Consider the following 13,539-nt stretch of genomic DNA (forward strand, 5'->3'; position numbering starts at 1 on the left):
GAAAAGAATGAAGCCTGGCTGTAACAGGCAGGAAAATTAAGAACCGCAAAGCGAGATTATTGATCTCGTGCTGCGGTTCTTTTGTTTTGTGTCTTCAACGCTGCCGGTAGCTCTTATAGGGATTGATTTGATCCTTTTCTCTTAGAAGCCATCCGCAAATTGATAATGAAGAAAACACCTGTAATGTTATACAATGATCTCAACCCTCATGGAAAGCAGGTGCAGGCAAATTGAGTACCACCCTAAGCAGATTCATTCGGGAAGATGAACTGGAAGAGCTCTTGCTGCTTTATAAGTTTCTGCAGCCGGCTGATCCGGAGCTGGCAAGAGATCAGGAATTGGCTGATCTTTGGCAGGATATCCTGAAGGACGAGAATATGAAAATCATTGTGGTCGAGCACAATGAAGTTATCGCCGCTTCCTGCGTCCTTGTCATTGTCAGGAACCTGACCCGAAGTGCAAGACCCTATGGATTGATAGAAAATGTCGTTACACATGAAGCATATAGAAGGAACGGATTCGGGCGAATGGCTCTGGAGAAAGCGATAGAGATTGCCGGGGAAAGGAACTGTTATAAGCTGATGCTGATGACGGGTTCCCACAGAGAAGAAATACATCGATTTTACGAGCAGGCCGGATTCGTGAAAGGGAAGAAAACGGGATTTATTATGCATATGTAAGGGATAAATTGTGGCGAATTATCTAATCCAGATACCTCTTAAACCCCTTGGCACCTCGCCCGATCCCGCCATTCTGCCTCTCTGAGCATGAATAACCTCCGATTTATTGAGAATAGTTTAATTTTACCATATATCCTAATATATGATAAATATCGTCAGCAGAATGGCCAGTGGGGCCCCCTCATGGAGAGCAGGCACCAATTCAGGAAGTCCGGGCATACCCTGTATTGTGCTGAGACGACAGCCGCCTTCAGATAAATGAAGAGGAGGATTTCCATGCCATTCAGCGGCAAAATAGTTACCGATACCCTGATCAAGCGGGAGGATATCCCTACGGGGCTCAGTTATGAGGATCTTATGCCCGCCTTCGAGCGGGAGCTGGGACGTTGGGACCCGGTCATCGAGAACGCGCTCATCGAAGCCGAGGCGCCCTGGGACCAAGTGAAGGCTGCCTTCCATACCATGGCCGGCCCGCATGGACTGATGATTTTCTTCAAGGTGAATCAGGGCCGCTTGACGTCGCTTCATAATGGAATCAAACGCTGCTGTCTGTATATTGTGGGCAACGGGATCGTGGCCGAGGAAATCCTCTCCATCGATATCCGGGCCAGCCTCTATGTGCCGTTCCATGTTTGTCTTTATGATAATGGCAATCCCGGCGGCGCCATCATCGCTTATGACCGTCCTTCTTCCTTTCTGGCGGTATTCAACAACCCGGCTCTGGTTGAAATCGGCTACCTGCTCGACCACAGAATGGATCGTGTCGTACAGGCCATCAAAAGCAATAATCGTTAAGATCGGCGCCCCCCGCATGTTCTTCATCCTTGGAGATTAAGCGCGGGCTGCTATTTTTGCTTCCACGCTATAGCTTGGCAGCAATGCCCGGTTCATAGAAAATAGTCGATATCAAGTCGGATAAATTGAAGAAGCTTGGACTTAATGAAACAACGGTTAAAATGCCGATCCAACCCTCCTCATTAAAAGCTCCCCTGAGGATGTTCACGCTGGGCCAAGCGGTAAAAGCGGTCGTCGTGGACGGAAGCAATCTCGCTCGAACATGTGAAAGAGTCATTCCTATAGCTCCCACAGAAGGAGTGCCATCCTGATGACCGCTCTTGCCACCATCGGCGCCCTGCTGCCGATACGTTTCGTAAAAGAATAATCGCCCCCCACCTGGTCTGAATAACCAAGTGGAAGGCGATTGTTTTCATTAAATGACCGGTATCGGGACGAACCTTGATGCCTCGGTGTTACTCGTAAATAACAGCTTTCACTTCATCGCTGTCGATATTCGTTTTGTCGTACCAGACGAAGCCGCTGTCGATTAAGGCTTCAACTGTTTCGCCTTTGGCTGCCGCTACCGCCGCTTTGACCGTTTCGTAGCCGATGCCGACCGGATTTTGGGAAATCGCGCCAGCCATCAGGCCGCTTTTGATCGCGTCGATTTGCGCCTTGCCGGAGTCGTAGCCGATTACGGTAATTTTGCCTTCGGCCTTCATTTCGGTTACCGCATTGATAACGCCGACTGCAGATCCCTCATTGGTGCCGAAGAAGCCCTTCAGATCCGGGTGAGCCTGCATGATCGCTTTGGCCAAGTCGGTTGATTTCAGATGGTCGCCGCCGCCGTATTGAATGTCGACGATGTTGATGTCGGGATATTTTGCTTTGATCTGGTTCACGAATCCGTCGCGGCGGTCAATCCCCGTACGGCTGGTTTGGTCGTGTGCGATTATGGCGATTTCGCCTTTTCCGCCGATCAGCTCAGCCATCTTGTCTGCGGCCGTGCCTGCTGCGGCAACGTTGTCCGTCGTGACAAGACTGGATGGAATGTCGCTGTCCACGCCTGAGTCGAAGGCGATAACCGGAATGCCTTCATCCTTGGCTTTTTGCAGCAGCGGAATCGATGCCTGGCTGTCGAGAGCGGCGAAGCCGATTGCGCTCGGTTTTTTGTCCAGCGCGACCTGCAGCATCTCCAGCTGTTTATCCACCTGCGATTCCGTCTCAGGACCCTCAAATGTGATTTCTACATTAAATTCAGAAGCGGCTTTCTCGGCGCCTTGTTTAACCGCTTGCCAGAACTGATGCTGGAATCCTTTGGAAACGAGCGGTATATACATTTTTTCCGCCGGCGCATTGGCGCCGGCATTCGCGTTATCGGTGTTAGTGGCCGCAGGGTCTGCTGCCGGAGCCGGCTCATTGCCGCCGTTTCCATTCCCGTTGCCTCCGTTACCATTCGAACCACAGGCGGTGAGGACTAATACAAACGCTGCCAACAAAACAAACAAACTCTTTTTCATCTTCATTTCCCCTTTTATGCCATAGTATGATTGCTGTTTTCCATTCCCCCGCGCCTCTCTCGCGGAAGAACGCCCTGCTGTTCAAGCATTGGTTCAAGCTTTGCGCCGGCGCAGAATATCCGCATAGACAGCGAGCAGAATAACGAAGCCGACGACAACCGTCTGCCATTCCTGCGGCACCGACAAGATGCGGAGACCGTTCGTCAGCACACTCATAATCAGTGCGCCGATGACGGTGCCCACGATGGTGCCCTTGCCTCCGCTGAGCGAAGTGCCGCCAATAACCACGGCCGCAATCGCTTCCAGCTCATAGCCCGAACCAAGCGACGGCTGAGCCGAGTTAAGACGAGAGGCGATCAGGATCCCGGCAAGACCCGTGAACAGACCGGTAATCGTATAGATCACGATTTTCCAGTTGCGGACATTGACGCCGGACAGGCGCGTTGCTTCTTCATTGCTGCCGATTGCGAAGTTATACCGTCCGACAATCGTGCGGGCAAGCAGGATGCTGCCGATCACCGCCGCGAGGAAGAAGATGAGCACTGCATTCGGAATATCGAAGCCGGGAATCAATTCGCCCAGCAGTGAGCCCTGCGAAATTTCCATAAACACCGGGGTATCCGTAAAATAAACCGGCTTCGTGCCCGAGATAACGAGTGCCAGCCCTTTGGCGATCATCATCATGGCCAGCGTCGCGATGAAAGGCGGTATGCCGAGCCTCGCGATGACGACTCCGGATATCAATCCGCACAGCGCTCCGGTGAGCAGCCCGCCGATTATGCCTACCGGCACAGGCAGCCCCCACATCGTAATAAACACCCCGGTCATAACTGCGCACAGCGTCATCACCGTTCCCACCGACAGATCGATCCCGCCGGTGACGATGACGAATGTCGAACCGAGCGCAAGCACGCCGATTACCGCGGTTGACAGCAGAATTCCAACCATGTTGGAAAAATGAAAGAAGTTGCTGGATGCAAGTGAGAAAAAAACAATCATCAGAATCAAACTGCCGAAAGCCAAAAACTGCTGCAGCCCCGATTTAAACGCAAATTTCGGTTTCGGGGATACCACTACCGTATCCTTCATAGCCCACAATCTCCTCCTGTCCGAGCCTAGCCGATCCGCCTGGTCGCATACGTCATAATCTGTTCCTGCGAAGCATGCTGATCGTTAATAAGCTCTCCCGTAATTCTTCCTTCGCACATGACGATGATCCTGTGGCTCAGCCGCAGAATTTCCGGCAGCTCCGAGCTGATCATGATAATCGATTTGCCTTCCGCCGCCAGACTTTCGAGCAGCTTGTAAATCTCGCTTTTGGCCCCGACATCGATGCCCCGCGTCGGCTCGTCGAAAATCAGAATATCGCAGTCTCTTGTCAGCCATTTGCCGATAATAACCTTCTGCTGGTTTCCTCCGGACAGGAATTTGAGCTTCTGATTGATCCCCGGCGTCTTCACGCGCAGCTCCTCGACGACCTTGACCGAAACTTCGGCCATCCGCCTGTCGCTCATGAAGCCGAGCCCGCTTGTAAAGCGGCCCAATGCCGCGAGCCCGACATTCGTCTTGACGTCCATATCCAGCAGACAGCCGAAATGCTTCCGGTCCTCGGACAAGTATCCAATGCCGTGCTTCACCGCCTGATGCGGCCCGGCAATGCGGACCTCGCGTCCGCGGATCAGGATGTCTCCGGCATCAATCGGATCGGCGCCGAAAATCGCCCGCGCCATCTCCGTTCTGCCTGCGCCGACCAGTCCCGCGACGCCCAGGATTTCCCCTTTGCGCAGCGAGAAGCTTAAATCGTGAAGGACGTTCCTCCGCGAAAGACCGCGCACCTCCAGCACCGTCTCCGGCGCCTTCTCCGCCTTGCGGTCCGGCTTGACCGGCTGGTAGATTTCCCGGCCGACCATCATGGCGATAATCTGGTCGATGCTGATATCCGGCGTCTGGACCGTATCGATATAAGTGCCGTCGCGCATAACCGTAATCCGGTCGGTAATTCGCTTGAGCTCCGCCATCCGGTGCGAGATGTAGACGATACCGACGCCCTTCTCCTTGAGCTGCGCGATCATCCGGAACAGCTCGTCGATTTCGGAATCGCTGAGCGCCGCCGTCGGCTCATCCATAATCAGCACTTGGGATTCGTAGGAAATCGCCTTGATGATCTCCACCATTTGCTGTTTGGCCACCGTAAGCTCCGCCACAGGCGTCGTCGGATCGATGTCCAGCTTCATCTGCTTCAGCAGCAGAGCCGTTTGCCTGTTCATTTCCTTGTCATCCAGAAACAAGCGGATCGCCTTGCGCGGCTCCTTGCCAATAAATATGTTCTGCGCCACCGTCAGATGGGGAGCCAGATTCAGCTCCTGGTGGATCATGCCGATCCCCAGCTTCTGGGCGGACCTTGTATCGGCGATTTGCACTTCCTCGCCTTTATAGAAGATGCTTCCCTCATCCTTGCGGTAGACGCCGGTCAGCACCTTCATCATGGTTGACTTCCCTGCCCCGTTCTCACCGACGAGCGCGTGCACTTCACCGGCCCGCAGCTCAAACCGGCAGCCCTTCAACGCATGAACGCCGGCAAAATGCTTCTCGATTCCTTCCATGCGCACAATGGTCTGTTCCATCTTTCCACCTCCCTCAAACTCTTGTTCCTGCTGTTGTAGCTAACTTTACACGGTCCGGCTGCAGGCTAACATGTGATTTCTTCCTGTAAAAGTCGAATAATTTTGGAGGTTGCGCGCCGGACAAGAGCAAAAAAACGGGGCCCCCGAGGCCCCGCATAATACGCTATTTGTTGACGAAGGGAAACAGCAGCTTCTGGTTTTCCTCCTCGTACATATTCTGTTTCGTAATGACCAGAGAGCCGGTATCGATCATCTTCGGCACCTTCTTCCCCCTGACCGCGTCCACAGCCGTCTTAACGCTCAAATAACCCATCTGGAAAGGCCGCTGAATGACGGTTGCCTTCATCACCCCTTCGTCCAGCAGCTTGATCTCGTTGACGGAGCTGTCGAACCCGATCAGACTGACCCGGTCCTTGAGCTTGAGCTCCTGAATCGCCCGGCCGGCGCCGACGGTTGTAGGCTCGTTCAGTCCGATAATGCCCACGACATCCTTCTGCGTCTGCAAAATATTCCTTGCCATCAAGTAGGCGTTCTCCTCCGAGCCTTCGACATAATAGGTGTCGAGCAGGTCGAGACCGGCATTGCCGCCCAGAATGGAACGGACGCCTTTCTCCCGGTCGATATGCGAAGCGGCATTTTTGACATAGCTGATAATCGCGACCTTCGCATTCCCCGAGATATGCTGCCGCATCGCTTCGCCCGCCTTCCTGCCGGCAATTACATTGTCTGTCGCCACGCTGCTGTGCGCGACACCGGAGTTGATGCCCGAGTCCACAATGATGAGCTTGATTCCGCTTTGCCTGACTTTCTCGGCAACGGGAACAAGCCGGTCAAAATCGTTCGCAGCCAGCACAATCGCATCGGGCCGGTCCCGGATCGCCTGCTCCACCAGCGCAATCTGCTCGTCGACATCCGTTTCGGTTTTGGAGCCTGTAATCTGGACTCTGGTGTCGAATTCCTGCGCTGCCTCGCGTACCCCGTCGATCAGCACCAGCCAGAACTCGATCGAAGCATCCGTCGATTTAATAATGACCCTGATATCCAGCGGTTTCCGCTGCGACAGCCAGCCTCCCCAGCCAGCCAAGCCTGCCGCAATAATCAGAAGCAGCCCGACAATCGCCAGTGTCCGCTTATGCTTCCAAATCATCTTCTGCCTGCCTCCAATAACGGCGGAGACTTGGGAAAGCGGATGAGCACCGTCGTCCCTTCGCCTGATACGCTTTTGTAAACCAGTCCATACTGCGCGCCAAAATAAAGCTTGAGCCGTCCATGCACATTGCGGACGCCGACACCTCTGCCATCCTCTCCTTCATTCAATGGAGTCAGAAGCCTGGACAGCTTCTCCTCGTCCATCCCGTTCCCGTTGTCCCCGACGATCAGCAGTATATCCGTCTCCGTCTCTTCGGAGGAGATCGTAATGAGGCCCGGCCCCCGCTTCATCTTGATGCCGTGATAAATCGCATTCTCCACGATCGGCTGCAAAATGACCTTGATCGTCCTGTACTGCCTGACCGAATCGCCGATCTCGATCTGATAGTCCAGCTTGTTCTTGTAGCGCATCTTTTGAATCTTCAAATAGTTCGTAATATGCTCAAGCTCGGTTTCGATCGTGACAAGCTCCTCACCCTTGCTGATCGACGCACGGAACAGCTTCGCCAGCGCCGAGGTCATGAGGACGACCTCCTGGAACTTCTTGCTCTCCGCCATCCAGATGATGGAGTCCAGGGTGTTGTACAGGAAGTGGGGATTGATCTGCGCCTGCAGCGCATTCATCTCGCTTCTTCTTTTCAGCTCCTGGTCCCTGACGACCTGCGACATCAGCTCTTTGATCTTGCCCACCATAATGTTGAAGGCCCGGGCCAGCCTGCCGATCTCAATCGTGGTCGGAACGGGAACCTGAATGTCAAAATTGCCCTTCTCCACCTCTTTCATGTAGCCCTGCAGCTGCTTGATCGGCTGGCTGACCCGCTGCGACAGGAACAGGGAAATGACAATCGCCAGCACGATGCAGATCAAGCCGAGAAAAATAAAAGAAAGCCGCACCTCATTCTGGTTGCCGACCAGCTCATTGACATAGGACACGCCGACGATTTTCCACCCGAAGTCCGACTCCTGAACGGTGTACATCCTGCTGTTGCCGCCTTCATCGCTGATGAATGTGCCATTCTTGATCTGGAGCACCTCGGCGATTTTCTCCGTTTTCAGGCTGCTGTAAATCAGCTGCTGCTGCGGGTGGTACACGATTTTGCCCTCGGAATCGACGATGAACAGATAACCCCGCTGGCCAAGCCGGATATCCTGGAACATGTCGTTCATCACGCTGAAATTCAGGTCGATCAGGAATACGCCAAGCTTCGTCCCGCCGTCCTTGCTGACCAGCTCCATGCTCAGGGAAACGACCCAAGGATACCGGTCCTTGAACACCGGCTGCACATGCGAGGGAGAAATCACGTACGAGCCTCCCGCCTCCCGGGCGCCACGGTACCAGCTGAGGCTCGAAATATCGATGAACGGGTTCAATTCCAGCCCTTTGCTTCCCGTCACAAACTGCCCGTTGTAGCCAAACAGGCTCACCGAAGAAATGTCGGCGCGCGATACAGCCATCGATTCCAGAAAGTCCGCGACGGCCTGTTTGCTTTTCTGCTCTTCCGTCAGGCTTTCGTATTTGAATTGAGACAAATATTGCTGCACATACGGGTTGCCGTCCACCATATCGGAAATATATTTCATCCCGTTCACATAAGACTTGATATTGTTGTTCACTTGCTTCACAAGCTCCGTCGTATAAGTCTGCGCATTGGACTGCACGGCGTCTTTGGACAAATAATAAGAAACGACGCTCATAATCAGAATCGTCATCAGGATGAGCAGGACAAAGGCCAGCACCATGTTCGTCTGGATGCTGCGGAATCGCGAGAAGAGGCCCAGCTTCATCCCTCATTCCCCGTCATTTTGAAGCGAAAGTCCGTCGGCGTGTCCCCGGCATGCTTTTTGAATGCGCTGCTGAAATACTGCGGATCGCTGTAGCCGACGGCGTAAGCGATTTCGTAGCTTCGCATGGAGGTCAGCTTCAGCAGCTCCTTCGCCTTCTCCATCCGCTCGTGAATCACATATTCCACGAAGGTCCGGCCGGTATTCATCCTGAACAGGGTGCTGAAGTAGCTGGCGCTCATGGACACATGCTTGCATACGGTCTTCAGCGACAGATCCGGGTCTGTATAATGCTGCCTGACATAGGCCATCGCCTTCTCGATCTGCAGCACGCTGTGATCCTCCCGCATGCCCCGGATGACCGTCACCGCTTTGCCGCACAGCTCTTTCATCCAGATTTCGATTTCGTCCAATGCCGCGAGCCTGCTGATTTCCGCCACCGGATTGGCCTCTTCCCCGAACACCCTGCCGGTATCGCTCTCCATTTCATACAGCGTATGCATCAGGGTAAGAACATACCGCTGCAGGTAGATATAGCAGACATCAATGGGGACAAGCTGCTTACGGAAGGTCGAAAACAGCTTGGCGATCCATTCGTCCATTTCCTGCGGCGTACCCGTCTTCAGCTTCGTGATCAGCTCATGCTCCCAAGTGACCGCGGACAGCAGTTCCGGGCGCTTGCGCCTTTCCATATCGGAGATGCGGATAATTTCATTGGTGCCGATAACATAGCGGTAATCCAGAGCGGACAACGCCGACCGGTGAACCAGGGCGACATGATCCTCAAGCCTGCAGGTATGGCCGATTCCAATAGAAGCCTTCACGGGCAAATAGGTGGTGACCGCAGTGTGGATTTCCTCCGCCGCCGCCCCGGCTTCCTCGCACAGCGCTTCGGGATCGGTGCCGGACAGCAGGATGAGCACGCGGTTTTCCCTGTCGCGGAACACCTCCGCACCGGCACTCTTCTCCGTTAATTCCTTGGCGATGTTATAAATGGCAAACCGGAACAGCTCATCGTCGGACGGTGTAGCCGGATGCTTCAATATAAGCTCGTCGACATCGATCGCAAGCTCGATCAGGAATGACTGGTCCCAGACGATTTGAAAATAACTGCAGCTTTCGCGTTTTTGCTTCGCTGTCATCGATGAAGTAACGAGCCGCTCCAGAAACCGCTCCTTGAGCAGCGGCATGCTTTCCTTCAACTGGCGCTTCAGCTTCTCGTAGTCCCGCTTATGCCGGTTCTCATTGTCCAGCTGTTCGCCAAGCCGCAGCAGAATTTCCTCCATCTCGGCGGCTGTAACCGGTTTCAGTATATAGTCCGCAACCTGCATCTTCAGCGCCTGCTGGGCATATTCGAATTCATCGTACCCGGTCAGGATGATCACTTTCACATCCGGGTAACGCACGGAGAGCTCGCGCGTCAGCTCGATGCCGTTCATGAACGGCATCCCGATATCGGTCATCACGATATCCGGATTTTCCCGCTCGACGAACTCGAGCGCTTCGATTCCGTCCTCGCAGGACCCTACGCATTCAAGTCCCATGGCCTCCCAGTTCATGCCATCCTGGATCGCTTCGCGAACCAGCGCTTCATCGTCCACAATCAGCAGCTTATACATGAAGTTTCACCTCGTTGTCCTGCGGTATTTGAAATTTCACGATCGCTTCGGCAAGTTTTACAGAGGCTTGTTCCAATTCCTGCGCCATCTCGCCGTCCGGCGAGCTTCCGCCTGCCACCCGCTGCGCCAATTCCCGATCCGGAAGCGGACGGTTGACCGGGTATCGGGCCTTGTTTCTGCTCGATATGACGCTGTCCTGATCATCCAGAATAAAAATCTCTGCCGATTGGCCCAGATCGGTCCCTTCATAAAGCCTGGCGATATGGTTTTCCTCCAGTGTGATGACGATAACGCCAAGCGATTCCCCGTTGACTGCCGATCGGATCGGCTTGCTTATGGAGAGAAACGCTTTTCCCTTCACCTTGTCGTCTATGAGAAAGTAGCGATAGTCCGTACCGCCCTCGGTCCTTTGAATAATCGAATCCAGCTGCTCCTTATCCAGGGAATTGTACGTACCCAGCGTCGTCTGCCGGTCTACGCGAATTGTGACGCTGGAGATGTAAGTGAGCATGGACAGCTTGTGAGAAATGGTCTTGTTGATGGCATTGGTCAGCGTGTACTGCTGACCGCCGGATATCTTCAGGCCGGCCAAGCCGCTTTGCACATCTTCGCCCGATATAATATCCTCCATGACAAACTGGATATGCTGCAGCTCCAGATCAAGATTTCCGCCGATCTGTCCGATCACCTGCCTGGAATACAGCTCGATTTTGCCATTGAGCGCTGCGCTGGATTGCCGGTAATTCACCACACCGACAGTCGCGATGGAGGCAAACAGGATAAGGGTGAAAAAGAGGGTCAACCTCACTTGAATCGTGGAAAAACGTAAAATGCCAAGATTGGAGATGCGTTCCAGAATCGAATTGTGCCTGAGCGACGAGTCCACCGCTGTCCCGTCAATCAAACGCAATATAAGGCTCCAGCTCCGCGAACAACGGCCCAACCTCCGCCTCGTCCGGAACGACGAGGAATAACGGCTCGTTGATTTTCAGCACATACATGCCCAGCAGCGATTTGGCGTCAGCCATGCCGCTTTTGCTGTGTATCCAAATATCGAACGGATACCTGGACACGATGCGGTTGATTTGTTCGATATCATTCGCATTTCTCACTTTAATCGGTTTAATCATAGTCAATCGACCCTCTCCCGCAATTGAGCTCATATTCGGCTTTGAATCCGCTTTCAAGATTGCCTCAAGCTTCCTGTCTTTGTCTTTTTAAAGCTTCCGGCTACGCCTATTATACAGCCGTCCCCGGCATTAGCACATGTATAATTATCGCTTTTTAGTCGAATTATTTTCTGATCGCGCCGCAGGATCCAAACCGGGCATATCAACCCCGCTGCGCGCGAAAATGAACGTGGAAAACGGAGCTCCCGGAGCCCTGGAAGATCCGAATGCCCAACACTAACGAAAAAAGAGAAGAGCGCAACATCCTCTTCTCTCTTCGTACGCTTACGATAATCCCGCTCAATCCGCGCGATTATTGCACTGCGTTATAAATGTTGTACAGCATGACCGCCGCTTCCGCGCGGGTTGTTGCCGATTTGGGTTGAATTTGATTATTATAGCCGTGAATGATTCCGCTCTTGATCAGATACTCGAAGCTTTCCTTGGCGTAAGTGGCGGCGGCATCTTTATCCTGGTAGTCATCCAGGCCTGTCGCCGTCGTTTCCTTCAGGAGTTTGTTCGCCGCTTTCAGCGCCTTCTCCGTCAATACCGCCATATCTTCCCGGGTGATCGGATTCATGGGCTGGAACAGATTATCGCCGGTGCCGTCGGCAATACCGAGTGCTCTGGCCGTCAGCAGGGCCTCACTATAATAAGCGCTCTCGGGCACATCGGCAAATGAAGCTCCTGTTTTCCCTTTCAGCTCCAGCATCCGCATCAGCAGCACCAGGAAGTCTGCGCGGGTAACCGGCTTGTCCGGTTCGAACGACTCATTCGAGAACCCGTTGACAATGCCTTTTGAAGCCAGCACTTCAATCTGCGTTTTCGCCCAATCCAGAGCAGCGATATCGCCAAATGTTTTCTGCACAAATGCCACGGCATACGTACCCGATTGTGCAGCTGTGAAAGTGACCTGCCCGGATTCGGGGTCATACCTTCCGCTGGTTACAGGCTGAGTCCGGCCTGCATCATCGACAGACCAGATGACGATATGCTCGGGATTCTTCAGCTCTTCCGCGCTTGGATTGTAAGGAATTCGCACGGTAACCGGCGTCTGCGAATGATTCCATTCAGCGGTCTGGCCGCCGGACAGGACCTTCAATTCAATTGCCGGACGGCCGCCGATCTGCTGCTTGATGCTGTCATTCAATTGCCCATCAGCAGGCTGGCCCAGATGAAACTCTACGTCACCGGAAGTCAGCGCGCTTCCCCGGAACAGGCTGCTTGGAACAACAAGCGTCGCCAGAGGGGTACTGATTTCGATCGGGACGGGATTCGACTCGCCGGACAGCGCGGAGACCCGCAGGGTTTGCACATAGCCTTGAGCGCCTTCCGCATTTAATTCAATGCTTACCGGAGTTTTGCCGGTTGTGTCGGCTTTTGCGGCCGCAATCGCTTTATTCAAGGCTTCCGCATCGACGGAAGAGCTCGCGATGCCCGTAGCCTTATCCAGTACAGATACCGGCTTGATCACATTAGGTGTACTGGCCGGCGAATCTGTTGAGTCCCCCGGATCCGTTGTATCCGGATCGGTCGGGTTTGGATCTGTTGGAGTTGGATCCGTTGGATCCGGATCGGCCGGATTCGGATCGGTCGGGTCCGTTGGATCTGTTGGATCTGTTGGATCTGTTGGGTCTGTTGGATCGGTCGGGTCCGTTGGAGTCGACGGATCGCTGATAACGGCAACCACATGGGCATCGCTTGTAAACTCGGACGAGGCAAATTGGGAATCCACCAGCGTCAAGCCCGCAAGCCCGATTTGGGCGGACCCTGTGCCAATCGCTTTGAAAGTCAGCCTGGCCAGCGTCGGATTGCCGGATTGCCCCGGCGTGCTTCCTGTTTCCGTATGCGCGATTTGAATCGTACTGCCGCTGACAATCGGTGTAATGGAGTAGCCTCCAGCCAATGGTTCCACGCCTTTGAACTCCAGAAGAGCGGGGTTATAGCTTACATTGATCTCATAACCGTACATATCGGTGACCTGGCTTGCCGCTACGCTGACTTGGAATTCCTCCTGCAGAGCCGGGCTTTCATTCGTAATCGCAAGCGAAAACGATGGTGTGCTGTCCGCCAGCGCGATACCCGGGCTTACCAGGGAAACCAGCAGAATGAAGACCATACTTATGGATCGCAATTTATATGTCATGAACTAAGATTCATCCTCTCGCGGAAAGATAGCCCGGGGAAGCGTCATGCTTGGCCGCTTCCCCAAGCTGTAA

Annotated in this window: 12 protein-coding genes; 2 read left to right on the forward strand and 10 right to left on the reverse strand. The window is 53.8% G+C overall.

Annotated elements, in window-relative coordinates; translation table 11 throughout:
* Positions 1–230: 230 nt before the first annotated feature.
* On the forward strand, positions 231–680 hold the full coding sequence (locus tag AC0YOA_RS20860) for a GNAT family N-acetyltransferase (protein WP_475788232.1): 450 nt from the start codon (positions 231–233) through the stop codon (positions 678–680).
* A gap of 276 nt (positions 681–956) precedes the next feature.
* Entirely contained in the window at positions 957–1,475 is a 519-nt protein-coding gene (locus tag AC0YOA_RS20865) for a DUF302 domain-containing protein (protein ID WP_475788233.1), read from the forward strand.
* 67 nt (positions 1,476–1,542) lie between these two features.
* Here the strand turns inward: AC0YOA_RS20865 and AC0YOA_RS20870 are convergent, their stop codons facing one another.
* From AC0YOA_RS20870 to AC0YOA_RS20915, 10 genes are all read right to left on the reverse strand, one after another.
* Positions 1,543–1,752, reverse strand: a complete 210-nt coding sequence (locus AC0YOA_RS20870; RefSeq protein WP_475788234.1) for a hypothetical protein — start codon at positions 1,750–1,752, stop codon at positions 1,543–1,545.
* Positions 1,753–1,930: 178 nt separating this feature from the next.
* On the reverse strand, positions 1,931–2,983 hold the full coding sequence (locus AC0YOA_RS20875; protein WP_475788235.1) for a substrate-binding domain-containing protein: 1,053 nt from the start codon (positions 2,981–2,983) through the stop codon (positions 1,931–1,933).
* Between the two features lie 87 nt (positions 2,984–3,070).
* Entirely contained in the window at positions 3,071–4,066 is a 996-nt protein-coding gene (locus AC0YOA_RS20880) for an ABC transporter permease (protein WP_475788236.1), read from the reverse strand.
* A 26-nt stretch (positions 4,067–4,092) separates the two neighbouring features.
* Entirely contained in the window at positions 4,093–5,601 is a 1,509-nt protein-coding gene (locus AC0YOA_RS20885) for a sugar ABC transporter ATP-binding protein (RefSeq protein ID WP_475788237.1), read from the reverse strand.
* 163 nt (positions 5,602–5,764) lie between these two features.
* Complete coding sequence (locus AC0YOA_RS20890; RefSeq protein WP_475788238.1) at positions 5,765–6,748, reverse strand: substrate-binding domain-containing protein; 984 nt, start codon at positions 6,746–6,748, stop codon at positions 5,765–5,767.
* Positions 6,745–8,535, reverse strand: coding sequence for a cache domain-containing sensor histidine kinase (locus AC0YOA_RS20895; protein WP_475788239.1), 1,791 nt, complete (start codon positions 8,533–8,535; stop codon positions 6,745–6,747). The genes AC0YOA_RS20890 and AC0YOA_RS20895 overlap by 4 nt, the downstream gene beginning before the upstream one ends.
* Positions 8,532–10,151: a response regulator transcription factor gene (locus AC0YOA_RS20900; RefSeq protein ID WP_475788240.1), complete on the reverse strand. Its 1,620-nt coding sequence runs from the start codon at positions 10,149–10,151 to the stop codon at positions 8,532–8,534. Before AC0YOA_RS20900 ends, AC0YOA_RS20895 begins: the two co-directional genes overlap by 4 nt.
* Entirely contained in the window at positions 10,144–11,061 is a 918-nt protein-coding gene (locus tag AC0YOA_RS20905) for a cache domain-containing protein (RefSeq protein ID WP_475788241.1), read from the reverse strand. The genes AC0YOA_RS20900 and AC0YOA_RS20905 overlap by 8 nt, the downstream gene beginning before the upstream one ends.
* Positions 11,048–11,281: an HPr family phosphocarrier protein gene (locus tag AC0YOA_RS20910; RefSeq protein WP_210038936.1), complete on the reverse strand. Its 234-nt coding sequence runs from the start codon at positions 11,279–11,281 to the stop codon at positions 11,048–11,050. Before AC0YOA_RS20910 ends, AC0YOA_RS20905 begins: the two co-directional genes overlap by 14 nt.
* A gap of 352 nt (positions 11,282–11,633) precedes the next feature.
* Positions 11,634–13,466: an S-layer homology domain-containing protein gene (locus AC0YOA_RS20915; protein ID WP_475788242.1), complete on the reverse strand. Its 1,833-nt coding sequence runs from the start codon at positions 13,464–13,466 to the stop codon at positions 11,634–11,636.
* Between the last annotated feature and the right edge of the window lie 73 nt (positions 13,467–13,539).

It is taken from the genome of Paenibacillus sp. JT22N12, from assembly GCF_056269365.1.